Origin of the sequence: Dawidia cretensis, from assembly GCF_018598175.1 — a bacterium.
Taxonomy (GTDB): Bacteria; Bacteroidota; Bacteroidia; order Cytophagales; family Cyclobacteriaceae; genus Ohtaekwangia; species Ohtaekwangia cretensis.
In genome coordinates, this window is sequence record NZ_JAHESE010000037.1 from 21,978 (window position 1) to 47,592 (window position 25,615).

Annotated in this window: 19 protein-coding genes and 1 tRNA gene; 13 read left to right on the forward strand and 7 right to left on the reverse strand. The window is 52.8% G+C overall.

Annotated elements, in window-relative coordinates:
- Nucleotides 1–19 precede the first annotated feature (19 nt).
- The 4 genes from KK062_RS25360 to purL all read right to left on the reverse strand — a co-directional run bounded on the left by KK062_RS25360 (nucleotide 20) and on the right by purL (nucleotide 5,580).
- Nucleotides 20–949, reverse strand: coding sequence for a ribose-phosphate pyrophosphokinase (locus tag KK062_RS25360; protein WP_254087178.1), 930 nt, complete (start codon nucleotides 947–949; stop codon nucleotides 20–22).
- A 110-nt stretch (nucleotides 950–1,059) separates the two neighbouring features.
- Nucleotides 1,060–1,132, reverse strand: a tRNA-Gln gene (locus KK062_RS25365).
- 97 nt (nucleotides 1,133–1,229) lie between these two features.
- A complete protein-coding gene (locus KK062_RS25370; protein WP_254087179.1) occupies nucleotides 1,230–1,805 on the reverse strand; it encodes a DUF4136 domain-containing protein in 576 nt (191 codons plus the stop codon).
- Between the two features lie 82 nt (nucleotides 1,806–1,887).
- Entirely contained in the window at nucleotides 1,888–5,580 is a 3,693-nt protein-coding gene (gene purL / locus KK062_RS25375; RefSeq protein WP_254087180.1) for a phosphoribosylformylglycinamidine synthase, read from the reverse strand.
- 323 nt (nucleotides 5,581–5,903) lie between these two features.
- Between purL and KK062_RS25380 the strand changes: the two genes are divergently transcribed.
- Complete coding sequence (locus KK062_RS25380) at nucleotides 5,904–6,359, forward strand: SRPBCC domain-containing protein (RefSeq protein WP_254087181.1); 456 nt, start codon at nucleotides 5,904–5,906, stop codon at nucleotides 6,357–6,359.
- Here the strand turns inward: KK062_RS25380 and KK062_RS25385 are convergent.
- A complete protein-coding gene (locus tag KK062_RS25385; protein WP_254087182.1) occupies nucleotides 6,334–7,149 on the reverse strand; it encodes an alpha/beta fold hydrolase in 816 nt (271 codons plus the stop codon). The genes KK062_RS25380 and KK062_RS25385 overlap by 26 nt on opposite strands.
- Nucleotides 7,150–7,371: 222 nt before the next feature.
- On the opposite strand from KK062_RS25385, the gene KK062_RS25390 reads away from it, so the two are divergent.
- The 8 genes from KK062_RS25390 to KK062_RS25425 all read left to right on the forward strand — a co-directional run bounded on the left by KK062_RS25390 (nucleotide 7,372) and on the right by KK062_RS25425 (nucleotide 18,136).
- A complete protein-coding gene (locus KK062_RS25390) occupies nucleotides 7,372–7,917 on the forward strand; it encodes an RNA polymerase sigma factor (protein ID WP_254087183.1) in 546 nt (181 codons plus the stop codon).
- 12 nt (nucleotides 7,918–7,929) lie between these two features.
- Nucleotides 7,930–8,304 carry a hypothetical protein gene (locus tag KK062_RS25395; protein ID WP_254087184.1) on the forward strand — a complete coding sequence of 125 codons (375 nt, stop codon included), beginning with the start codon at nucleotides 7,930–7,932 and terminating at the stop codon, nucleotides 8,302–8,304.
- 479 nt (nucleotides 8,305–8,783) lie between these two features.
- Nucleotides 8,784–9,416, forward strand: coding sequence for a TetR/AcrR family transcriptional regulator (locus KK062_RS25400; protein ID WP_254087185.1), 633 nt, complete (start codon nucleotides 8,784–8,786; stop codon nucleotides 9,414–9,416).
- Between the two features lie 8 nt (nucleotides 9,417–9,424).
- On the forward strand, nucleotides 9,425–10,885 hold the full coding sequence (locus tag KK062_RS25405; RefSeq protein WP_254087186.1) for a TolC family protein: 1,461 nt from the start codon (nucleotides 9,425–9,427) through the stop codon (nucleotides 10,883–10,885).
- 30 nt (nucleotides 10,886–10,915) lie between these two features.
- The gene (locus KK062_RS25410) at nucleotides 10,916–12,049 is read left to right on the forward strand and encodes an efflux RND transporter periplasmic adaptor subunit (protein ID WP_254087187.1); all 1,134 of its coding nucleotides are present in this window, start codon (nucleotides 10,916–10,918) and stop codon (nucleotides 12,047–12,049) included.
- Nucleotides 12,050–12,080: 31 nt separating this feature from the next.
- Nucleotides 12,081–15,488: an efflux RND transporter permease subunit gene (locus tag KK062_RS25415; protein ID WP_254087188.1), complete on the forward strand. Its 3,408-nt coding sequence runs from the start codon at nucleotides 12,081–12,083 to the stop codon at nucleotides 15,486–15,488.
- A 66-nt stretch (nucleotides 15,489–15,554) separates the two neighbouring features.
- A complete protein-coding gene (locus KK062_RS25420; protein ID WP_254087189.1) occupies nucleotides 15,555–16,817 on the forward strand; it encodes a metallophosphoesterase in 1,263 nt (420 codons plus the stop codon).
- A gap of 29 nt (nucleotides 16,818–16,846) precedes the next feature.
- On the forward strand, nucleotides 16,847–18,136 hold the full coding sequence (locus KK062_RS25425) for a metallophosphoesterase (RefSeq protein ID WP_254087190.1): 1,290 nt from the start codon (nucleotides 16,847–16,849) through the stop codon (nucleotides 18,134–18,136).
- On the opposite strand, the gene KK062_RS25430 is transcribed toward KK062_RS25425, so the two are convergent.
- Nucleotides 18,093–19,640 carry a gluconokinase gene (locus KK062_RS25430; RefSeq protein WP_254087191.1) on the reverse strand — a complete coding sequence of 516 codons (1,548 nt, stop codon included), beginning with the start codon at nucleotides 19,638–19,640 and terminating at the stop codon, nucleotides 18,093–18,095. The two genes, KK062_RS25425 and KK062_RS25430, sit on opposite strands and share 44 nt — an antisense overlap.
- Nucleotides 19,641–19,765: 125 nt before the next feature.
- Complete coding sequence (locus KK062_RS25435; protein ID WP_254087192.1) at nucleotides 19,766–20,218, reverse strand: DoxX family protein; 453 nt, start codon at nucleotides 20,216–20,218, stop codon at nucleotides 19,766–19,768.
- 727 nt (nucleotides 20,219–20,945) lie between these two features.
- On the opposite strand from KK062_RS25435, the gene spt reads away from it, so the two are divergent.
- Genes spt through KK062_RS25455 form a run of 4 tightly spaced genes read left to right on the forward strand, consistent with a single transcriptional unit; the run spans nucleotide 20,946 to nucleotide 25,611 of the window.
- Entirely contained in the window at nucleotides 20,946–22,154 is a 1,209-nt protein-coding gene (gene spt / locus KK062_RS25440) for a serine palmitoyltransferase (protein ID WP_254087193.1), read from the forward strand.
- Nucleotides 22,151–23,272 (forward strand): GNAT family N-acetyltransferase, encoded by a 1,122-nt coding sequence (locus KK062_RS25445; RefSeq protein ID WP_254087194.1) that lies wholly within the window; start codon nucleotides 22,151–22,153, stop codon nucleotides 23,270–23,272. The genes spt and KK062_RS25445 overlap by 4 nt, the downstream gene beginning before the upstream one ends.
- Nucleotides 23,269–24,252, forward strand: coding sequence for an NAD-dependent epimerase/dehydratase family protein (locus tag KK062_RS25450; RefSeq protein WP_254087195.1), 984 nt, complete (start codon nucleotides 23,269–23,271; stop codon nucleotides 24,250–24,252). The genes KK062_RS25445 and KK062_RS25450 overlap by 4 nt, the downstream gene beginning before the upstream one ends.
- A gap of 33 nt (nucleotides 24,253–24,285) precedes the next feature.
- On the forward strand, nucleotides 24,286–25,611 hold the full coding sequence (locus KK062_RS25455) for an inositol-3-phosphate synthase (RefSeq protein ID WP_254087196.1): 1,326 nt from the start codon (nucleotides 24,286–24,288) through the stop codon (nucleotides 25,609–25,611).
- Nucleotides 25,612–25,615 lie beyond the last annotated feature (4 nt).

Here is a 25,615-nt window from a genome sequence, read left to right on the forward strand (position 1 = left end):
TTTAATTAAAAATTCGTTTTTATAGTTTGATAAAGAGTGAGCTGATCGACTCGTTATCGTGGATCTTGCGGATCGCCTTGGCAAACAGGGTCGACACCGACAATACTTTGATCTTCTTACTGTCTTGCTTCAGCGGAATGGTATCGGTCACCACCAGCTCTTCCAGCAGCGAGTTATCGATGTTCTCGTACGCTTTGCCCGAGAGTACGCCGTGCGTACAGACAGCCCGTACAGAGCTGGCGCCTTTTTCTTTCAGCAGCGTGGCAGCCTTGCAGATAGTACCGGCAGTGTCTACCAGGTCGTCTACGAGGATCACGTCTTTGCCTTCCACTTCACCGATGAGGCGCATGGAGTCTACCTTGTTGGCTTCTTTCCGGTGCTTATCGCAGACGGCCAGATCGGCATCAAAGAACTTGGCGAAGCTGCGGGCACGTTTAATACCTCCTACGTCGGGTGATGCGAACATGATGTTCGGCAGGCTCAGTGACTTGAGGTACGGCACGAAGATATAGGAACCATCCAGGTGGTCTACCGGGATGTCAAAGAATCCCTGGATTTGATCGGCGTGCAAGTCGCATGTCATAATACGGGTGGCGCCGGCAGCGGAGATCAGGTTTGCAATTAGCTTGGCCGCAATGGCAACCCGGGGTTTATCCTTCCGGTCCTGGCGTGCGTAGCCAAAGTAGGGGATTACCACGTTTACGCTAGAGGCGCTCGCGCGTTTGGCAGCATCTACCATCAGGAGAAGCTCCATGAGGTTATCCGACGGGGGAAAGGTAGATTGGATTAGGAAGACTTCATGTCCGCGTACCGACTCAGTAATGAACGGGGACATTTCACCATCGCTAAACTGCTGGTAGTTGACTTCACCCAGGCGTTCGCCATAGGCGCTGGCGATCTTCTCGGCCAGGTAGGTTGTGGCTCTTCCACTGAAAATTTTGACTGCCATGGGCTATGCCATTTTTCGTTAACCGTTCCACCTTCAGGTTGCCATCGGGATCTTTGGCAACACTTATACTTAAATAAAGAATCCCGCTTGTGCGGGATCCTTTATTGTCGTTGTCCGACCAGGGCTCGAACCTGGACTTTCCTGAATCAAAATCAGGCGTGTTGCCAGTTACACCATCGGACAATCCTTGCTAAAAACCGCTCTCACGGCCTCAGCCCCTTGAATTTGGGATTGCAAAGGTAGAATTATTTTTGAAAAATGTAACTCCCGGGTAAAAAAATTAGAGATCATTTTCCTGATTCGAGGCAGTCGTACCTTCAATGAAACCTTCCGCCCAGAAACGATATTTATCCAGGATGGAAATGACGGCATTTCGCAGGTGACGGCTGTTGTTAAAATCGATGCTACCGTACATGGTCGTAGCGTAGCCTTGCCAGATGGAGCGGTTCTGCCGACGGTCGTAAAACTGGATCAGCAGGGTACCGGTATTGAGAGTAAACTTTTGTGGATTATAGTCGATATTATCGTTCTGCGATTTTACCCACTCTTCAATGTCGGGCTGATTATACCCGTTGAAGCGCAGGCTGTCGTTGAACATTTTGAAACCGATAATGAGGTGGGGCTTACTGGCAGATTGCCGATAGCCCAGGAATTTCATCCGGGCGACAATCGACTTCTCAATGATCTCGTTCATCATCGTCGAGTCAGCCGGACCCGCGGGTTTCATAATGTCAAACGTGCGATAGCGTTTGAAATTACCTTTGTAACTGTAATCGTACTCTACGGGAAGTTCTTTGTATCCCAGACAGGATGAAAGAAACAGCACCAACAGCAGCGGAGCGAAATTTTTCTTCATAAAGCCATCCATTATTCGTGACGTTGAATATAAGGCTAAACAAGCGTCAGAACAACAGATGGCTTTAACCTTTTAGGGGTCACTAACGGTTATTTTTTTCAACCCACGCGCGGGCGTTGGTAAATGCCTCAATCCAGGGAGATATTTGGTCCGATTTGCGTTCCGCCGGGTAGTGCGCCCAGTTCCATGGGAACAACGAACGCTCCAGGTGGGGCATGATGGCCAGGTGACGTCCGTCGGCCGAGCTAAGGGCGGCCACTGCGTTGTCAGAGCCGTTGGGGTTTCCCGGATACTCGGCATACGAGTAAGCAGCGGCAACCTGGTAGGATGAGCGGTCGCCAGGCAGTATAAAGCGTCCTTCACCGTGTGCTACCCAAATGCCCAACCGGTGGCCAGCAAACGATTTCAGCATCACGGAATTATTCTCGGGAATGGTCACGTTCACAAACGTCGACTCAAATCGACCCGAGGCATTGTGGTGCATTTTGGGATGTTCCGCGCTAAGCGAAGGGTACAGCAAGCCCAGTTCCATCACCAGCTGACAGCCGTTGCAGACGCCGAGGCTTAGCGTGTCGGGCCGTGCAAAGAAGTTATCGAGTACTTGTTTGGCCTTTGGATTATAGAGGAAGGCGCCGGCCCAGCCTTTGGCAGAGCCCAATACGTCGGAGTTGGAGAAGCCGCCGATGAAGGCGATCATGTTTACATCCGTCAGGTCTTCGCGGCCCGAGATGAGGTCTGTCATGTGAATGTCCTTCACATCAAATCCCGCGAGGTAAAGCGCATAGGCCATTTCGCGGTCACCGTTGCCACCTTTCTCGCGCATGATCGCGGCCTTCAAGCCTGTAGGCTTACGGCGTTTCGGATCAATGCCGTACGTTTTATACAAGCCATCGAATTGCTCGGGGAAAGTATAGCGCAGGGGTTGATCCTTATAGCGGGTGAAGCGCTGCTCAGCAAAACTGGCGGGGCGTTGTTTACTGTCGAGCAGGTACGAAGTCTTAAACCAGGTGTCGCGCAGGACGTCTACCGGCAACTCCAGCGTAGTAGCGCCGTGTGTCAGTTTCACGGTACGCTCATGTGTGATCTGACCCAATACGGTGTACTGAATGTTTAGCTTGTCGAGCGCGGCCGTTGCCTGACCGTTATTAGCCACTTGCACCAATATGCCGGGGTTTTCTGCAAACAATGTTTTCACCAGGTCATCGTCGGTGTTCAGGGTAAGCGCAAGACCTGTCTGCGGTACGGGGAAGCACATCTCCAGGACGGCGGTAATCAAACCACCTTCGGAAATATCGTGTCCGGTGAGGATGAGGCCTTGTGCGATCAGTTGTTGCACAGCGTCAAAGGCGCGGGCGAAGTAGGCGTCGTCACCGACAGTAGGGGCTTCGTTGCCCAGCAGGTTCAGCACCTGTGCCAGGCTGCTGCCGCCGAGGGTACGCGCACTGGACGAGAAGTCGATGTGGAGCAGTGACGTACCCGCCAATGGTTGCAGGGCAGGCGTGACGGTGCGGGTGACGTCGGATACCTCAGCCGTGGCGGAGATAATCACGGTGCCCGGTGAATATACTACATCTCCATCCGGATATTTTTGTGTCATCGACAGCGAGTCTTTGCCTGTCGGAATGTTGATGCCGAGATTGATTGCAAACGCGCTAACAGCTTCTACTGCCTGGTAGAGTCGTGCATTTTCGCCGGCTTGTTTCGCGGGCCACATCCAGTTGGCACTGAGCGATACACCCTTCAGACCATGGGTAAGCGGTGCCCACACAATATTTGTCAATGACTCTGCAATAGCCAGTTTGCTGCCCGCGGCAGCGTTCACCAGGGCGGCGCCGGGGGCGTGACCGATGGCGGTGGCAATGCCTTTGTTGTTTTGATAGTCGAGGGCCATAACACCCAGGTTGTTCAACGGCAGCTGGATCGGGCCGCACGTTTGTTGCGTGGCCACCTTGCCGGTAACGGAGCGGTCTACTTTGTTTGTCAACCAATCCTTGCAGGCAACAGCTTCCAGTTGCAGGACCTGGTCCAGGTATTCGCGTACGCGGGTCACATCGTATTGCACCGGCGCATACTGCGTCGTTTGTGTTTCGTCGCGCAGGATCGTCTTCGGCGACGAGCCCAGCAGATGCTTCACGGCAAAGTCGATTGGCTTCTGTGCCTGACCGTTCTTCTCGAAGTGCAGGCGGTTATCGCCAGTGGCTTCTCCGATAACATACATGGGCGAGCGCTCCCGCTCAGCGATGCGTTGCAGCAGGTCAATGTCGGCAGCCTTCATGGCCAGGCCCATACGTTCCTGCGATTCGTTGCTGATGATCTCCTTGTCGGAAAGAGTCGGGTCGCCGATCGGCAACTTGTCGATGTGGATGGTACCTCCGGTTTCTTCCAGCAGCTCGGAGAGACAGTTGAAGTGGCCCCCCGCGCCGTGATCGTGAATAGACACCACGGGGTTTACATTCGACTCCACCATGGCGCGGATGGCGTTCATTACGCGCTTTTGCATTTCCGGGTTTGAGCGCTGAATGGCGTTGAGCTCGATGGCGTTGCCATACTCGCCGGTAGCCACCGACGATACGGCGCTGCCGCCCATGCCGATGCGGTAGTTGTCGCCACCCAACAGCACAATCTTATCGCCAGGAGCGAGGTGCTCTTTCTGGCTATCTTGCTCTTTACCAAAGCCGACACCGCCGGCGAGCATAATCACTTTGTCGAAGCCGAATTTTTTGTTGCCTTCGAAGTGCTCGAACGTCAACACGCTGCCGACGATCAGCGGCTGGCCGAACTTGTTACCGAAGTCGGAAGCACCATCAGATGCTTTGATAAGAATCTCCTCAGGCGTTTGGTATAGCCAGGGACGAGCCTCGAATTTTTTTTCCCATGACCGGCCATTTTCCAGGCGGGGATAGGAGGTGATGTAGACGGCGGTACCAGCCAGGGGCAGGGCACCCTTACCGCCCGCGAGACGGTCGCGGATCTCTCCGCCCGCTCCTGTAGCAGCACCGTTGAACGGCTCGACAGTGGTGGGGAAGTTGTGTGTCTCTGCTTTCAGAGAGATAACAGACTTGATATCTTCTACAGCAAAAAAGTCGGCCACGTCGTGGCGTACGGGTGCAAACTGTTCAATGGTAGGGCCCTGGATAAACGCCACATTGTCTTTGTACGCCGACACGATGTAATTCGGGTGGGCTTTCGATGTCTTTTTGATGAGTTGGAAAAGCGTCGAAGTCTTTTCCTGACCATCAATGATGAAGGTACCGTTGAAGATTTTGTGACGGCAGTGCTCGGAGTTCACTTGCGAGAATCCAAAGACTTCACTATCGGTCAACGGGCGGCCAAGCTCGCGGCTTACGCCTTCGAGATATTCAATTTCTTCCGGGCTCAACGCCAGGCCTTCACGTTGGCTATACTCCTGGATGTCGCGTATTTCCTGGACAGCTTCCGGTGTATGGTGAATGGTGAACAGATCCTGGTCGAGGCGCGGGTAAAGCACCTGCAGCATGCGGTCGTAGGCCGGGGTGGCTTCGGACACGACGTTGAACTCCTCAATACGCTGAATGCCGGCGATACCCATGGTTTGGGTGATCTCCACGGCGTTGGTGCTCCAGGGGGTGATCATTTCCTTGCGGGGGCCCAGGAAACGTCCTTCAAGAACTTGTTCCATCAGGGGTTCGGCGCCGCCAAAAAGCCATGTAAGTTTCTGAACATCAGTTTTTTGCAAAGGCTGTGCCGTGCCCACCGCGTAACGCGTGTCGGCCTTCGTACGGAAGAATAAGATCATTGCGGATGTTTGAGATTTTGAGCCGCAAAATTACAGAACCCCGCCGTCCGGAACAAGCTAAATCCCATCCTGTTCGGTATCCATCCCCGTACCATTTCCGGGGATACTTCACGTCAACAGCAAGCTTACATCCTAGATAAAGCGTCTTTGAGCCAACGCCCTTAAGGTCGCTTCATCTATGCTTTAAGTATGCTTTATGTATGGTGTATCTATGGCTTTGATACGGGTATGACCCCCGCTAACTTTCTGTTGCTGCTGACATACCCCTGTCAGTGCTCGTGTTTTCCTTTGTTCCATTCTTAAACCCTTTAACTCGAAAGTATATGAAAACACCATTGGTCGTTAAAAATACTATCTCCATCCAGGCACCTCCTGCAGAAGTCTGGGATGCCTTGGTCAACCCTGCCAAAACGAAACAGTATATGTTTGGTTGTGAGACTGTTTCGGATTGGAAAGTGGGGAGTCAACTGTTGTGGACGGGCGTGTTTGATGGCCAGGAGCTGATCGCCGTCAAAGGCGAGATCCTGGAAATACAGCCCGGTAAGCGCCTGGTTTACACAACGATCGATCCAAATTCCACCATCGACGACGTTTCCGAAAACTACCTGCGCGTGACCTATGATCTGAAGCCTGAGAACGGGCACACCGTGTTGCACGTCGAGCAAGGTGATTATGCCACCGTGGCCGAAGGCGAACGCCGCTACCAGGAGGCATTCAACGGCGGCGAGGGTTGGAACCCGATCCTCGTGGAAATCAAGAAGTTGGTCGAGGCCCAATAGGCGGCTGTTGCACCAGGGACAGACTGCGGGCGATGAGCCCGGAATGGCCCGCGTCGAGCGTGGCGAGATGATGGCGTTGTACCAGCCGTAAAAAGCGGGGCATGCCGTCGGCGCGTATCACCGGGTCGTGCCTACCCACGATCATCACCACGCCGACGCGGTGGGCGTTTAATCCCGCCGCCAGCGCACGAAGCGAAAACGTAAGCCTGCGAAATACGATCCACGCGGCATATACCCGGCGGCGGCGTTCTTCCGTACTCATGTGGTAGCTGGCAAATTTGACCAGGTTGGCCGGCACCAGCCGCATCGACCGCAGCGCCTGCGCGGTGGAGAGGAAACGGCCGTGGTGGGCGATCATACTATAAAAGAGTCGGCGGGCAGGGGCGGTGCCAGTGGCCAGAGAATACCAGGTGTTGCCCGTAATGCCGTCGGGTGCAATGAGAAACACCGTCGTCGTGCGTTCCGGAAGAGCTTCGGCTGTGGCCAGCGCAAAGCGAGCTCCGATGCTATAGCCTGCGACGGAAAAATGCTGCAGCGGATGTTGGGCAAAGAACAATTCCAAAATGGCGCGCCAGTCCGCTTTTTGAATGGGTGTGTCGGGCGAAGACCAGGTGCTTTGGCCGTGATAATACAAGTCTACTATATAAAGTGTGTGGGTATTGGCGAGTGCGGTGGTCCAGGTGTCAAAGGCGTGGTGATCCTGACCAAAGCCATGGAATAGCAGCATGTTTTCCGGGCCGTGTCCTTGCCGGGTGTAGAAAAGAACAGAACCTTTGTAGGGAATGAACATGGGAACCTGGCGGGGTGTTGAAAGGCAAAGATAGAGAAGTCGGTGGCTGTAAACATTGTTTTTCGCCCCAAAAACGCTGTTAGACACATAAATAGCAGCATCCGACCCCAGATCTGCGCTGTCTGCCCCTGGCTTTATTTCTATTTTTATAAAATAATTACTATTGATGCCGCGTCTCTCCCAGTAAGAAATCCAAATTAGGGAAGCGCGATGGACCTGGCGATGGAACAAGTAAAAGAACAGACCTTTCTCAAAGAAAAGGACCGGCTATTGAGTTTTATCCGGAATCGGGTTTCTTCTCTGGAGGAAGCAGAGGATATTCTCCAGGACGTGTTCTACCAGTTTGTGGCTGGCTATGAGACTATTGAGTCCATCGACCGTGTCACCTCCTGGCTGTTTTCGGTTGCCCGGAACAAGATCATAGACCGCTACCGGCGCGACGCGGCCCGACCGAAACGTGCCGACCTCCGGGGCCAGGCTGGCGTCGAGGAAGATGCCCCCCTTACTTTACAGGAAATCCTGCCCGATCTGGGCAACACCCCTGAAGACTCGTACCTGCGTGAAGCCATCTGGGAGGCCATCATGGATGCCCTCGACGAGTTACCTCGCGAGCAGCGCGAGATATTTATTCAAAACGAGATTGAGGAGCAAAGCTTTCGTGAGATAGCCGAGCGAACCGGTGTCTCTATCAACACGTTGCTTTCACGCAAACGCTATGCGATCTTAGCGCTGCGAAAAAAATTGCAGCGATTGTATGACGATATATAAGGGATTGACGCTATGAACAAGGGAGCTTATTTTTTGAAATGTGCGGTGGGTATGTTACTACTGGTGTTGGTAGTAGGGTGGGTGGTACAGACACTTTGGAACTGGCTGGTGCCGGTGCTTTTCCATGGGCCGTTTATTACTTATGCCCAGGCCCTGGGCCTGCTTGTGCTCAGCAAGATTTTGTTTTCCGGCATCGGCGCCGGTAAACGCTGTGCCGATCATTGCAAGACCGCAAACGATGCACCGTATTGGAAGCAGCGTTTCCAGGAGAAGTTTTCGAGCATGAAGCCGGAAGACCGCGAAGCCTTTAAACAAAAAATGAAGGAGAAGCTGTGCCGTTGGGAACAGAATCCGGCGGAACGTGAACGTACCCGTTCAAACGATTAAATAAACATTCCTGGAATTTTTAGGAAAAGATTTAGAGACAAGGGAACTGTCGTGCAGGCTTTTCGTTTATGTATAAAAACCAAGGAAACCCCGGATGATTTAAAAGTTTCCTGTCTTTACATCTGTTGCGGGGACATTGACCAAGATCTTTAGAGAAGTTGATTTGCAGGGGAGGGGTGCCGGCTCGGACGTAAGTCCGGGCCGGTTTTGTTTAGAGGCTTTCCGTTGTTAGAATGCCATGCTACGCCTCAAAAGATGTTCAAACAGACGAATAAACAAAGAAAAATGCCCCGATCAGGGCAATAATCGGGCATCTATACCGACTCAAAGGGTATGAACGGCGCCTCGGACGAGATAATACGCGCTTCACCCGGAATTCATGAAAAAATATCCTGAAAATTTGAACCTAGTGGCCTTTCGGGCGTTCAAGGAAACAGTGGAAACTTTTTTTAGTAATAACGTTTCCATAGTTTTGCCACATGGAAGAATCTGAACAACGGGAAAAACTGCTAAAAGGGGCCACAGAGCTTTTTATGCGCTATGGCCTGCGGAGTGTCTCCATGGACGACATTGCCCGGCAGTTGGGGGTATCGAAAAAGACGATCTACCAATATTTCACCGACAAGGATGACATGGTGGCCACCGTTGTGAAGTCGCACATGGAGCGAGAGCAAGAGCAGTTCGAGGAGATTACCCGTGTGTCGAAAGATGCCGTGGACGAGATGGTCCGATTGTCATACCGCTTAAAAGAGAGCATGCGCGATACAAATCCGACTGTGCTGTACGACATGCAGAAGTACCATCCGCGCGCGTGGGGCGAGTGGCTGTCCTTTAAGAATAAAGTAATTCGCGAAAGCATCGTCCGCAACCTGCGGTCAGGCATGGGCGAAGGATACTTCCGCGCCGATCTGCACCTGGACATCATCGCCAACATGCGGCTGGAGGCCGTGCAGATGGGCTTCGACCAGAACATCTTCCCCCGCGACAAGTATAGCCTACCGGATGTACAGGTGCAGCTCTTCGAGCACTTTGTGCAAGGAGTATTGACCGATAAAGGCCGGGTGCTATACCAGCAATACAAAGAAAAAACCGTAGAACTATCAAACCCTTAATAACCGCTATGAAACGCTTGTATCAAACATTATTACTCACACTAGTCATACCGTTGTGCGTGCGTGCGCAAACCGACACGACGTCGGCGACAATGTCACTGGACGACTGCATACGGTACGCCATGGAGAACACCGTGGAGGTTCGGAACGCCCGGATCGACGCGCAAATCTCCGAAGCAAAAGTAAAGGAGACAGTTGGTTTGGGTTTGCCTCAGGTAGACGGAACCGTGCAGCTGACACACAACCCGAAGCTGCCGCGTTTCTATTCACAATACGTCGAGGACCAACCGAGCATTATCGATCTCAGTACCGTTCCGGGTATCAGAAATGGGGATGTCGTGGCGTTTCAGAATGTGTTTCAACTTCCGAGTGCCGGCGATGCCGGTATTAAGATCAATCAATTGTTATTCAGTAGCTCGTACCTGGTAGGCCTCAAAGCGGCCAGTACCTACAAAGAGCTGTCCTATAAGACAGAGGAGCAGACACAGATCGACGTGATCGAGAAGGTCACAAAGGCATATTATGCAGTACTCGTCAACAACGAACGGATCGCCTTGTTCGACAACAACATTGGACGCGTAGATTCGCTGCTGCGTTCCACCAGCGCCATGAACAAAAATGGTTTTTCCGAAGAGATAGATGTAGACCGTATTCGGGTGCAACTGAATAATCTCAAGACTGAGCGCTTGAAGTTCGTCAATTCACAGGCACTGGGGCTGTTGCTGCTCAAGTTCCAAATGAATTACCCAATGGATCAACCGCTGCAGGTATCCGGTACTTTACAGACGCTGGCCGTAGACGATGCCCTGTTCAACGAATACCAGCAAGGATGGGATCCGAAGAACCGCATTGAATACAAACTGCTTGACACACAGCGCCGCCTGCAGGAGTTGGATATCAAAAACAAATACTCAACATCCCTGCCTACGTTGTCGGCCTTCGCCAACCTGGGGTATTCGACGCAGTCGCCTAATATCAGTGGCTTGTTTAAGACCGAATCCAACATCCCGTCGACCGACGAATTTGGTCCGGACAAATGGTATCCGTATTCCATGATCGGTCTGACGTTGAACATTCCGCTCTTCAGCGGATTGCAACGTAACTACCAGCTGCAACAAGCAAAGTTGTCCCTCGTCAAAATCCAGAACAACTATAATTCGTTGAAGCAAAGCATCGATCTGAGCATTCAGCAAAATACAACGACGTATAAGAACGCCGTGGAGACGCTCAAGTCGCAGCAGGAAAATATGACGCTGGCCAGCAAGGTGGCCCGGGTAACCAAGATTAAGTATGAGCAAGGCGTGGGATCAAACATCGAAGTGACCGACGCCGAAAGCGCATTGCGCGAGGCACAGGTAAATTATTACAATGCCTTGTACGATGCGATCGTGTCGAAAGTAGATCTGGACAAAGCATACGCTAAAATCAACCCGGCTAATTATAGCACTACCACTACCAACCAAAAGTAAGAACCAATCCTTATGAAAACTATCCGTACTATGAAACCGAATGTGTATACTTCCATTGGAGCCCTGACGCTAGTGGCCTTGCTGGTGGCGTGTGGTGGTGGCAACGAAGTCGATAAAATGAAAGACGAGTTGGCGGAAAAGAAAAAAGAGCAGGCTGCGTTGATGACCGATATCAAGAAACTCGAAGCTGAGCTGGCCAAGCTTAGCCCGGACTCTGCCAAGGCGAAAGCCAAGGATATCGAGACCAAGGAAGTAGCGCTGCGTCCGTTCGAACACTATGTAAAAACACAAGGACAGATCGAGGCTGAGGATAATATCCTGGTGAGCGCCAAGTCGCCGGGGGTTGTAACGCAGGTATTCGTGAAAGAAGGACAGCAGGTATCCAAAGGACAGGTGCTGGCACAGATTGACAACTCGGTTATCCAGGCCAATATCGCCGCACAACGTTCGCAGCTTGAGCTTGCTACAACGGTATACGAGCGCCAAAAGAATCTGTGGGATCAGAAGATCGGCACCGAAGTGCAATTCCTGCAAGCCAAGACTAATAAAGAAAGCCTCGAGCGTCAGATAGGATCGCTCAACGAGCAGCTCGACATGAGCCGTATCAAGGCGCCCATCAGCGGCACCGTAGACGAAGTGGCGGTAAAAATTGGCGAGAACATTGCCCCGGGCATGCCGGCCATTCGCGTGGTGAACGCGTCAGACCTGAAAGTAAAGGCTAACGTATCAGAAGCATTTGTCACGACCGTGAAGAAAAACAATAAGGTGCGTGTACTGCTACCCGACCTCGACAACCGCGAGATCGAAGCGACTGTAACGTTCGTGGGCAAAAACATCGACCCGCTGTCGCGTACTTTCCCGGTAGAGGTAAAGCTGAAATCGCAAGCCGACCTGCGCCCCAACATGACGGCGATAATCAAAGTGATCTATCACACGGAAGCGTCTACGATGGTAATCCCGGCCAATATCATCCAGTCGATCAACGACGAAAAGGTGGTATATGTTGCCGAGGCTAACGGCAAGGACACCGTTGCGCGTCGTAAAGTGGTAAAAGTAGCCGGCGTGTTTGACAACCTGGCACAGGTAGACGGTCTGAAGGCCGGCGACAAGATTATTACCGTGGGCTACCAGGGCCTGAACGACGGCGAGCCCGTTAAACTGTAATCGTGAAGACCTATCTCAACCCGAAGCTGATATGCAAGATTTAGAAAAAGAATTTAAACCCACCAGTTGGTCGATCGATAACAAGGTGAGCATTTATATTGCCACTATATTTATCTGTCTGGCGGGTATAATGACCTACCTGGCGCTGCCCAAAGAGCAGTTTCCAGAAGTCGTGTTTCCACAAATCTATGTGGCAACGGTGTACCCCGGTGCGCCGTCGGACGTGGAAAACCTGATCACCAAACAGCTGGAGAAGGAAATGAAATCCATCTCTGGCGTGAAGAAGATGACCAGCAATTCGCTGCAGAACTTCTCGAATGTGATCATCGAGTTTCAGACAGATGTATCGCTTGACAAGGCCAAGCAGGATGTGAAGGATGCGGTAGACCGCGCCAAGCAGGATCTGCCCAATGACCTGGAAGACGATCCGCAGGTAATTGATATTGATATCTCCGAAGTGCCGATCATGAACGTCAACATCGCCGGCGACTATGATTTGGAGACACTGCGTGAGTATGCGGAAGACATGCAAGATAAGATCGAGTCGGTAAGCGAAATCCGTCGTGTCGATATCATCGGCGCGTTGGAACGCGAGATTCAGATCAACGTCGATATGTATAAGCTCTCCCTGGCGGGTGTCGCATTTTCCGACATTGAGCAGGCGATCTCGGGCGAGAACCGGATTATCTCCGGCGGCGAGCTTTCGATGGATGGTGTAAAGCGTTCCCTGACGGTGAACGGTGAATACGACGTGGCTGACCAGATTGGCAATACTGTTATTAGCTCTATCAAAGGCGGTAAAATATACCTCAAAGACCTGGCAGAAGTGGTCGACTCCAACGAAGAGCAGGAGAGCTTCGCGCGCCTGGACGGCAAAAACGTTATCACCCTCAACGTTATTAAACGTGGTGGCGAAAACCTCATCAACGCATCCGACAAGATTAACTTGATCGTAAAAGATTTTGAAGACAACATCCTGCCTAAAGGTGTAGATATCACCATCACGGCCGATCAGTCGGAGAACACGCGCATGACGCTACACGATCTGATCAACACGATCATCATCGGTTTCGTTTTGGTAACAATCATTCTCATGTTTTTCATGGGCGTGACGAACGCCATATTCGTGGGCCTCTCGGTGCCGATTTCCAGCTTCATTGCCTTCATCATTATGCCTACCATCGGCTTTACGCTGAACATGATGACGTTGTTCTCGTTCCTGCTGGCCCTGGGTATTGTGGTGGATGATGCCATCGTGGTAATTGAGAACACACACCGTATTTTTGATAACGGAAAAGTGCCGATCAAGAAGGCCGCCAAGATGGCTGCCGGCGAAGTATTTATTCCCGTGTTTACCGGTACCATGGTGGTACTGGCACCATTCGTGCCGCTCATGTTCTGGCCCGGTGTGATCGGTAGCTTTATGTTCTACCTGCCCGTTACGCTCATTATCGCGTTGGTGGCATCACTGCTGGTAGCGTATATCATGAACCCCGTGTTTGCTGTAGACTTCATGGGCGAGCACGAGCACGACCACAGCGACTCGAAGTTCACACGTGGTTTCAAGATTACGTCTATCGTCATGGGGTCTATCGCGCTGGTGTCGTACATCACGGGTGTTATAGGCCTGGCTAACTTTACAGTATTCATGTATCTGGTATATTGCTTATACCACTTCCTGTTAGTGCGCGTTATCAGCTCATTTCAGACCAATGCATGGCCGGGAGTACAACTGTGGTACAAGGCCCGCATCACCTGGCTCCTGGTGGGTAAGCGCCCTTGGTGGGTCGTGGGATTTGTGATCTTCCTGTTTTTCTTCTCCTTCTGGTTTACAGGGGTTCGGAACCCGCCGGTGGTGTTCTTCCCGCAAGGTGATCCGAATTTTATCTTCGCCTATATACGCATGCCGATCGGTACACACCAGGATGTTACCGACTCTGTCACACGTGTGATTGAGCAACGTATCACCAAGGTTGTACAGGAAGACTCGGCATTGGTCAAATCGATCATTTCCAACGTCGCCATCGGCGCGAGCGAAGATCCCTTTGAAAGCGGCCAGCAGGCCAGCCCACACCTGGGCAAGGTGACTATTGCGTTTGTCGATTTCGCCAAGCGCGACGGCCGCAGCTCGCGGGACTACCTGGAGAAAATTCGCGAAGCGGTAAAAGGTATAAAAGGCGCCGAGGTTTCAGTGGACCAGGAGCAAAGCGGTCCTCCTACGGGTAAGCCGATCAACATCGAGCTTTCGGGCGACGACTTTAACGAACTGGTGGAGACTTCCATCAAAGTCAAAAAATACCTGGATGCCCAGCAAATCCCTGGTGTGGAAGAACTGAAGTCCGACTTCCAGGCCGACAAGCCGGAAGTTGTGATCAAAATCGACCGGGAGAAAGCAAACCGTGAAGGCATCTCGACCGGTCAGATTGGTATGGCCCTGCGTACGGCCATCTACGGGGTGGAGGTATCGAAGTTTCGCGATGAAAACGACGACTATCCCATCCAGCTGCGCATACGCCGCAGCCAGCGCAACGACCTCAATACCCTTATGAATCTGCCGATCACCTACCGTGATATGGCAAGTAATGGTGTCGTGCGCGAGATACCGCTATCGGCCATCGCGACGGCCGAGTATTCCAATAGCTTTGCCGGCATTCGCCGCATCGATCAGAAGCGGGTGATCTCGCTGTCGTCGAACGTGCTAACCGACTATAACGCCAACGAAGTAGTAGCGTCCATTCAGGCTGCCATTGCAGACTACCCGAAACCTGACGGCGTCGAAGTGCGCATGACGGGCGAGCAGGAAGACCAGGCTGAAACAGGTACTTTCCTGGTAGTTGCGTTGTGTGTGGCATTAGGTTTGATCTTCATGATCCTCGTGCTCCAGTTCAACTCGGCAGGTAAACCGCTGATCATTATGTCGGAGATCTTCCTCAGTATCATCGGTGTGTTGCTGGGTTTCTCCATCTTCCGCATGGAAATATCGATCGTCATGACGGGGGTTGGTGTACTGGCCCTGGCGGGTATCGTTGTGCGTAACGGTATCCTGCTGGTAGAATTTACCGATCTGCTGATCGCACAAGGTATGGAGACAAAAGCCGCAGTAATTGAAGCTGCCCAAACGCGTATGACGCCCGTGTTGCTGACGGCCATGGCCGCGACACTCGGTCTTATCCCGCTGGCGGTCGGCTTTAACATCGACTTCGTGACGATGTTTACCGAGCTCAATCCCCACATTTTCTTTGGTGGTGATAACGTAGCGTTCTGGGGTCCGCTTTCGTGGACGATGATCTTCGGTCTTATTTTCGGTACGTTCCTGACGCTGATCTTTGTACCCGTGCTCTACCTGCTCACCGCACCGAAAAAAGTGCATGCCGCTGATGCGCACCACAAACCCGCGCATGAAGAAGGCCACGGCACCGAACCGCTGCCAACCATATAAGCGCAACCGAATAAACTAATTTTACGCAAAAGTCGTCTTACATAACGTGGGACGACTTTTGCATTTATGAAGCAACTGAGGCAACGGATTATGACGCTGGTATTATTCTTCACGCTTTTTCTCCTGATCGACTATTACGTGTTTCAGGCGGTATTGACGGTGAGCCGTGACTGGACACCGTTCTTGAAAAACGGCATTCGCTACGGATTCTGGGTGCCGACAGTATTGGCCGGTATCGCATTGGTGTGGTGGCTGTTTGCCGACCCTTATAAATATAGCGCTACCGTACGCACGCTCATTTTCACCGCGCTGGCAGGCGCATATCTTTCCAAGCTATTTGCCGTACTGGTGTTGTTCATAGACGACATTCAACGCGGCGTACGCTGGGCGCTGGCGTATTTTCAAAAAAGTGATCCGCCAAACGTCGCGCCGGGCGAAGGCATTACACGTTCGGAGTTCCTGGCCAAAACAGCCCTGGTAGCGGGTACGCTACCCTTTGTCGGCATGGCCTACGGCATTATTTCGGGCGCACACGACTACCGCGTCAAGCGCACAACGGTGTACCTGCCCAACCTGCCCAAAGCCTTTGATGGCATCAAGATTGGGCAAGTATCAGACATTCATTCGGGGAGCTTTTTCAACAAAACCGCCGTGCAAGGTGGTGTCGACATGATGCTTGATGAAAAGCCGGATGTACTCTTTTTTACAGGCGATCTGGTCAATAACGAATCCTCTGAAGTAAAAGACTACATCCATATTTTCGACAAGCTCAAAGCACCGCTGGGCGTGTACTCCGTTACCGGCAACCATGACTATGGTGACTACAAAGCGTGGGCGTCGGCGAAAGACAAACAGCAAAACTTTCAGCACCTGATCGAAGCACACCGGCTCATGGGTTTCAACTTGCTCATGAACGAGCACCGATTCATCGAGGTAGACGGCGAGCGCATCGCGGTGCTGGGCATCGAGAACTGGGGCGCCGGTCGCTTTACGCGCTACGGCAAGTTGGACAAAGCCCATCACGGCACTGAAGATACCGCCGTGAAGTTGCTGCTCTCGCACGATCCCAGCCACTGGGATTCACAAGTGCGGCCGTTGTATCCGGACATCAACGTGGCCTTTGCCGGGCACACGCACGGCTTCCAGATGGGCGTAGAGATTGGCAGCATTCGTTGGAGCCCGTCGCAGTATATCTATAAGCAGTGGGCTGGGCTGTACCAGGAAGGATCGCAGTACCTGTATGTAAACCGCGGCTTTGGCTACCTGGGTTATCCTGGCCGGATCGGCATGCCGCCCGAACTCACGATCGTGGAATTGAAACGCGCATAAACCAAAGAAAGTAGTACCTTCCCGCGTACATGGTTTTGTTAGCGATGGATGGACTGGCACTTTTCAGGTTAGATACCGCGCTGATCGCGGCCCTCATAATCGTCGTTGTCGATGTATACATCCTTCGTGCCTTACGGGGTGTATTGCAGCACACATCACGTGCGGTACGACTAGGTGGCTACACGGTGCATTGGACCATCATGACGGCCGCCATTGTCGCCGCGGCCTGGTATTACGTGGCCGATCCTCTGAACTTTTACTCCATTACACGCGAGTGGCTTGTCGGCATCTTTGCAACAGTATATCTTTCAAAGATTACGGCGCTGAGTGTATTGCTGCTTGACGACCTGCGTCGGGTGGCGCTACGCATCCGTAAAAAGCTACAGCCCGCTACGACAACGCCATCCGGCATACCGATACCGCGTTCCGAATTCCTCAACAAGACCGCCATTATCGCAGCGTCCGTACCACTCACGGCGTTGACCATGGGCATTCTCTCCGGCGCGCACGACTACCGCGTAGTACGGCGAAATATATACTTGCCCAATCTTCCCAAGGCCTTTGACGGCCTGCGCATCGGCCAGCTCTCGGACGTACATGCCGGCACGCTCTTTCATCGCACGGCCATACAAGGTGGTGTCGACCTGCTCATGGCCGAGAAGCCCGACCTGATCTTTTTCACCGGCGACCTCGTGAACTACTATTCGCGCGAAGTCAAACCCTATATATCACTTTTCGGCCGGCTACGGGCGCCGTTGGGTGTATTCTCTATTACCGGTAACCATGACTATGGCGATTACGTTTGGTGGCCCAGCGATGAAGCCAAACAAGAGAATTTTCAGCTGTTGCAAGCAGCCCATCGCGAAATGGGCTACCGCCTGCTGCTAAATGAAAATCAAATGATAAAGGTGGGCAATGAGCCCATGGCCATTCTGGGCACGGAGAATTGGAGCCTGCGACGCAGACAAAAATATGGCGATGTTGCCAAGGCTTTGCAAGGTGCCGGGGACACAGATCTACGTTTATTACTAGCCCACGATCCCACGTATTGGGATGCCGTTGTGAGAAAACAATATCCCATGATTGACATAACGTTCTCGGGGCACACGCACGGATACCAGTGCGGCGTGGAAGCGGGCGGCTTTCGGTGGAGCCCCGCGCAGTATCACTATCGCCAGTGGGCGGACCTATACCAGGAGGGGCAGCAACACATTTATGTCAATCGCGGCTTTGGTAGCATCGGCTACCCGGGTCGCCTCGGCATGGCGCCCGAGCTTACCGTGCTGACGCTCCGGGCTGGCTATCCACCACAGGCTTAGTGGGTACCGGTGCCAGGAGCTCGGCGTGCACGGCCATGTCGAGCGTGAGGTTTCGGGTCAGGCTGCGGAAAAGCGGAAAGGCGCGGTCGCGGTATACGGCGTGATACCCGGGGCGTGGTAAATACGTGTGCAGTGTTTTAGGATGTAAGGCATTCAGTGCGGGTATCATGCCGAGCGCGTGTAACGCCAGGTAGCCCGCGCCAATGGCGGACGCATCTTCGACATTCACCAGACCAATGGGTTTACCGAAGATATCGGCCATGAGCTGCACCCATTCCTGTGACCGCACAAAGCCGCCGCTTACATTGACTTGTCCAATCGATAATCCCGATTCTTCCAGTTTGGTGGCAATGTGGTACAGTGCCATCGAGATACCTTCCAGCACGGCACGGGTAAAGTGCGCCTGCGTATGCCGGCCTGTCAAACCAAAGAATACGCCGCAAGCATCGCTGTTCCACAACGGCGCGCGCTCGCCGGCTAAGTAGGGGAGGAACACCAGGCCATCCGCTCCCGCAGGAATGCGCTCGATCTCGCCGAGCAACGCTGCATAACGTTCGGGCGACGACAGATCGATCTTCAACAGCTCTTGCGCATACCACTTCAGTGCTGCGCCACCGTTGTTAACCGGCCCGCCGGAAATAAAGATATCGTTGGTGAGGATGTAGTTAAACGTCATCGCTTCGAAGTTGTACACAGGCTGACTGCTGGCTACGCGGATCGCGCCGCTGGTGCCGATCGTGAGCGCAGCAACACCCGGCGTGATCGCCGAGCTGCCCAGGTTGGCCGAACAGCCGTCACTGGCGCCGATACAGCAGGGTGTTGTGGCAGGTAGGCCCGTGAGCTTGGCAGGAGCCGGTAGTAGCCCGGTGCGTAGATGTTGTGTTGGCACGGGTACCGACAGTCGGTCCGTGGTGATACCGGCCAGTGCCAGTGCCGGCGCATACCACGTGTGTGCCAGGATGTCGAACAGGCCACACGCCGAGGCCAGGGAATAGTCAATCTCCCATACGCCAAAGAGGTTAAACCAAATATATTCTTTTATAGAAATGAAGCGGGCAGCCTGTGTAAAGACGTCGGGTTCGTTTGCTTGCAGCCAGGCGATCTTGGCCAGGGGCGACATGGCGTGTATCGGCGTGCCCGTGTGGCGGTATAAATCTTGTGAAGCGGCGCTGTGGTGTATGCTTGTGGCGATCGCGGCACTGCGGTTGTCGGCCCAGGTCATGAGTGGCCGCAGGGGTTTGCCTTCGGCCGTTACGGGCAGCACGCTGTGCATGGCACTGCTGAAGCTCAGGCCAGCCGGGGCGTGTTTCAGGTGGGCGAGGGTTTGCCGAATGCTTTGCACACAGGCCTGCCAGATAACCTCCGGGTCTTGCTCGCTGGCGTCGGGTTGTGGGTGATGCGTGGGGTAGGCCACCTGTTCGGCGTGCAGCACGTTGCCGGTGGGGTCAATGGCCACGGCCTTGGTGCTGCCGGTGCCGATGTCAATGCCAAGGATATAGGTCATGCGCTAAAAGGAATCGATCACCAAAGTACACAATCCTGCGGGGATACCGATATAAAAAAAGGGCATTCGTTACAACGAATGCCCCAGGTTCAGGTGGAGGTAGAAAGAAAAAAATACCGGTAGATTTAAGGATTTGCTGCCATCATTTCTTTCCTACGTTTGGCATCGATCGAATAACGCCCTGCACCAAATACCATAAACACAACTAAGCCAACCAATACGACGAGGGAAGCCCAGAGTTCCATGTGCTGTGCCACGGACAGGAAGCCTTTCGGATAGTTAACCAGGAATACGGCTCCCAGCAATATGGGCATTTGAATAACGCTGACGATACGTGTAAACAAACCGACAGCGATCAGCGGGCCTCCCAGAATGTGGGCAAAGGCAACGTAATGCGCTACAGCCATGCCAGCAAAATAGACGTTAATGCCGGCCGCAGTGAGCTGGAGCTCTTGCATGTGCGTAATAAAATAAAGACCCTTATAGGTCAAAAATAGTCCCAGTAGGATGCGAAACACATCCAGGAAGCCAGGGCGGTGATTGTTACCCCAACTTTCTACATCAGTGATAACACTCATAACAATAAATGTTTGATTTATACAAAGTTTAAGAAAAAATCGGGGGAAAAGCAAGGGTAAAGAGCCTTTAAGTTGTCCTAGCCTCACGTGCAGCAAAATGCCTCCGGGCATGTCACACGGCGACTCCCTTACATGTCCTGGTATTGGATAGGGTAGGCGAGGGCCGGCATGCCTGTACCACCTGGCGTGGTATAGATGTATGACTGCACGCGGGGCGATGTATATATCATCGTACTATACGTCGGCCATGAGCGGTATACATGGCCCACGAACGTCACATGGAAGGAGACAAACGGCAACGGCTGGTTTAAACAGGGAAAAAAGAATAGATGAAAACAATGTTATTCGTGAGAGATCAAACGATTGTTTATGTTTTAAACAACATTAAATAAACATTATGGAGAACCAAACGTCCGCGCTTTTCGTATTGATAAACGTCTTCGGTGGCCTTCTCAAGATTAATTTTTTTTTAACTGCTTTAAATTAAAATTATGAAAAGATACGCTACTTTTAGACCGAAAAACGAAATCGTTCTAAAGAGATTGGACTGAAAAACGATTTTGTTCGAGAGAACCAGATAAATCCGGGTGTGCTTGTGGGGTCGACCAGCGTATAGAACATAAATTTATTCGAAGAAGTTTACACTAAACGTGATATTATTTCGACTATCATCCAATAGGCATCAACCAACTCCTCCCATGCAGGAACAATCTTTGATTGCGAGACTATGAGTAAACCACTACAAGCACGAATTGCTGCCTATACCGCGGCGAAAGAAGCGCGGGCACAGGGCATCTATCCCTATTTCAGGCCCATTGAATCGGCCCAGGATACAGAGGTGGTGATCCAAGGCAAGCGTGTACTGATGTTCGGGTCGAACTCTTACCTCGGCCTGACCAACCATCCCAAGATTAAAGAAGCTGCTCATAAAGCTGTCGAAAAATATGGTACCGGCTGTGCCGGCTCGCGTTTTCTCAACGGCACGCTCGACATACACGTAGAGCTTGAAGACCGCATCGCAGCCTTCACCGGCAAGCAGGCGGCCCTCATCTTTAGTACAGGCTTCCAGGTAAACCTGGGGGTGATGTCCAGCTTCACCGGCCGCAACGATTACCTCATTCTCGACGAATATGACCACGCATCGATTTACGACGGCACGCGCCTGTCGTTCTCGCGGGTCATTAAATATGCTCACAACGACATGGCGGACCTCGCCCGTCGACTCAGCGTGCTGCCCGAAGAATCCATTAAAGTCATTGCTGTAGACGGCATCTTCAGCATGGAAGGCGACATTGCCAAGCTGCCCGAGATCATTGCCATCGCTGATCAGTTCGGCGCCACTGTCGTGGTGGACGATGCGCACAGCCTGGGGGTGATTGGTGTAAAAGGTGCTGGTACCGCCTCGCACTTTGGCGTCGACGACAAGGTTGACATCATTACGGGCACGTTCAGCAAATCGCTTGCCTCACTCGGCGGCTTTGTTGCGAGCGATGCCGATACGATCGACTATCTGAAACACCACGCACGTTCGCTGATCTTCAGCGCCAGCATGACGCCCGCCTCGGCGGCCAGTACCCTGGCGGCACTGGATATCATCGAGACAGAGCCCGAACATATGGAAAATCTGTGGCGGAACACGCGGTATGCCATGAACCTTTTACAAGAAGAAGGGTTCGACATCGGCGCTACCGAGAGCCCCATCCTGCCTATCTACGTGCGTGACAACGCAAAAACATTTGCCGTCACCAGCTTGCTGCAACAACAAGGTGTCTTTGTGAACCCGGTCGTATCGCCGGCCGTTCCATCGGATGCTTCCCTGCTGCGCTTTTCGCTGATGGCAACGCACACGTTTGGTCAGATCGAAGAAGCAGTGGAAAAAATAGCACGCGTATTCCGTCAGGTGGGCGTGCTCGAACTAAAAGAACGTATTAAATGAAGCGTATTGTTTCCGTCAGCGGCAAAGACCAGCTGAAGGCGTTCATTGATTTCCCGCACGATCTGTATAAAAATGATCCGTGTTATGTGCCCGAGCTGTTTATCGCCCAACGCGATTTGCTCACGCCGGGAAAACATCCCTTTCACGAGCATTCTTCCGTACAGCTTTTCCTGGCGTACGACGGCAACAAGATTGTAGGGCGCGTGGCCGCCATCCTCAATAAAAATCACAATACGTTTAATAATACCCGAGACGGCTTCTTTGGCTTTTTCGACGTGATAAACGACGCGGAAGTAGTCCGGTTGCTTTTTGAACAGGCCGATGCATGGCTGCGCCAGCAAGGAGCCACCACCTCCATTGGGCCGGTCAACTTCTCCACCAACGAAACGTGTGGCTTGCTGGTGGAGGGCTTTGACTCGCCGCCCGCTGCGATGATGACCTATAACAAACCGTATTACAACGTGCTTGTGGAAGCGGCAGGATTCGGCAAGAAGGTCGACATCCTCGCATACCGCTTTGGCGCCGACGGCTACGACGATCGCTCCGTGCGGGTAAAAGAGACGATGCTCAATCGTCTGAAACTAAAAGGTATTACCATCCGTCCGGTCAACATCAAAAACTTCAAAGAAGAAGTACGACAGATCCGGGGCGTGTATAACAATGCGTGGGATAAAAACCTCGGGTTTGTACCCATGACCGAGCCCGAGTTCGACTACCTGGCCAAGGACATGAAAATGATCCTCGACACAGACTTCTGCCTGGTAGCCGAAAAAGATGGACGCGCCATCGGTTTTGCACTGGCCATACCCGACATCAACGAAGTGTTGATTAAAATAAAACGTGGCCGGCTGTTGCCCTTGGGGCTGTTCAAGCTGCTGTTTGGATTGAAGAAGGTGAAGGGTATCCGGGTCATCACACTCGGAGTGGAGGAAGGCTTTCGTAAGCTGGGCATCGAGGCATGCTTCTATGCCAGCATTATCGAGGCGTATCGCAAAAAGAAATTGACACGTGCGGAAGCGTCGTGGGTGCTGGAAGACAATGCCCCGATGAATAACGCGCTGCTGAATATCAAGGGTGTTCCGTACAAAAAGTACAGAATATTCGAGAAAGCGTTATGAAAGAACAAATACTGATTACGGGCGCAAGCGGCTTTGTAGGGTTTCACCTCATCGAGGCTGCGCTGGCGAAGGGCCTGGAAGTAACCGCCGCCGTGCGGTCCTCCAGCAAGATCGACCACCTGCGCGCGTTGCCGGTAAAGTTCATAACCCCCGATTTTACCAGCGTTACGTCACTACGCACGGCGCTGGAGGCAGGACAGTACCAATACGTCATTCACGCTGCAGGCACGGTAAAGGCCAAAGACGAACCCGCCTATAACGCTGCGAATGCCGACGTAACGCGCAACATCGCCGAGGCGATAGCCCAGGCCAAGCTGCCGGTGAAGAAGTTTGTTTTCCTCAGCAGCCTGGCAGCGCAAGGGCCCGGTGCCACCGGCGAGGCTATCCGCGAAGAGGATGCCGCGCACCCGATTTCGCCCTATGGAAAAAGTAAATTGCTGGCTGAGCAATACCTGCGGGCGATCCCCGGACTGCCCACGGTCATGTTGCGACCCACGGCCGTCTACGGCCCGCGCGACCGCGACATCTTTATATTGTTGAAGACCTTTGCCCAGGGCCTGGAGCCGTACATCGGCCGCATGGACCAGCAACTGAGTTTTATATACGTCAAAGACCTGGCGGCAGCCACCCTTGCCGCACTGGCCGACGGCGTCACCGGCACCTACCTGGTGGCCGACGGCAACGGGTACGGCCGCTATGCGCTGGCCGATATAACCAAGCGCATCCTAAACCGAAAAACCGTACGTGTACACCTGCCGTTGGGCGTGGTCAAAGCACTGGCGTTTGTTCAGGAAACCCTGGGCAACATCCGGGGGCAGGCGCCGGCACTCAACCGTGCCAAGCTCGCCGAGCTGACCGCGGCCAACTGGACCTGCAACGTAGCGCGCCTGCAGCACGAGTTGGGCTTCACACCGAAATATACTTTAGAGACCGGCCTGGCCGAAACCATACAGTGGTATAAGGACAACCGGTGGCTATAAAAATGAACCTGTACATATATAATTATAACCTTTATGAAAGAACAAATTGAAAGAGCCAATGGCAAGCTGGGGGTCCTCATCCCCGGGTTAGGTGCAGTGGCGACGACCATGATTGCGGGTGTGGAAGCAGTGAAGAAGGGGTTGGCACAGCCGGTAGGTTCGCTTACACAGACGGGTAATATACGCTTGGGCAAGCGCACCGAAAATCGTTTTCCGAAGGTTAAAGATTTCGTGCCCCTGGCGACACTGGAAGATATCGTATTTGGCGGTTGGGATGTATACGAAGACAATGTATACCAGGCAGCCCTCCATGCCAAAGTATTGGAAACTTCGCTGCTCGAGCCCATCCGAGCCGAGTTGGAGAAGATCAAGCCCATGAAGGCTGTGTTCGACAAGAGCTATATCAAAAACCTCGACGGCACTAACGTAAAGCAGGCTGCCACAAAGTACGACCTGGCCCTGGCCGTCATGGAAGACATCGACAACTTCAAAGCCGCCAACAACTGCGATCGCCTGGTCATGGTGTGGTGCGGCTCGACCGAGAAGTATATCGAAGAGACAGACGTTCATAAAAATATTTACGCATTCGAAGACGGTCTGCGTAACAACGACCCGATGATTTCGCCCAGCATGATCTACGCCTATGCAGCGATCAAGAAAGGCGTACCGTACGCTAACGGCGCACCGAATCTGACGTGTGACATCCCGGCAATCGTAGAGCTGGCACGTGAGAACGGCGTACCGGTGGGCGGCAAAGACTTCAAGACCGGCCAGACACTCATGAAGACCATCCTGGCACCCGGTCTGCACGCACGCTCATTGGGCATTCGCGGCTGGTTCTCAACCAACATCCTCGGTAACCGCGACGGTTGGGTGCTCGACGATCCGGAAAACTTCAAAACGAAAGAGGTATCGAAGCTCGGCGTACTGGAAGACATTCTCCAACCGGAAAAGAATCCCGAGCTCTACGGCGATCTGTACCATAAGATTCGGATCAACTATTATCCGCCACACGGCGATAATAAAGAGAGCTGGGATAATATCGACATCTTCGGTTGGCTGGGGTACCCGATGCAGATCAAGATCAACTTCCTGTGTCGCGACTCCATCCTCGCTGCGCCGATCGTACTCGACCTGGCTTTGTTCATGGACCTCGCAAAGCGTGCAAATATGAGCGGTATCCAGGAGTGGCTGTCGTTCTACTTCAAGTCACCGCAGACAGCGCCGGGCCTGCGTCCGGAGCATGATATCTTCAAACAGCTCATCAAGCTGCAGAACACACTGCGTCACATGATGGGCGAAGACCTGATCACACACCTGGGCCTGGATTACTACCAGGATCTGGTAGAGGTACTGTAACACC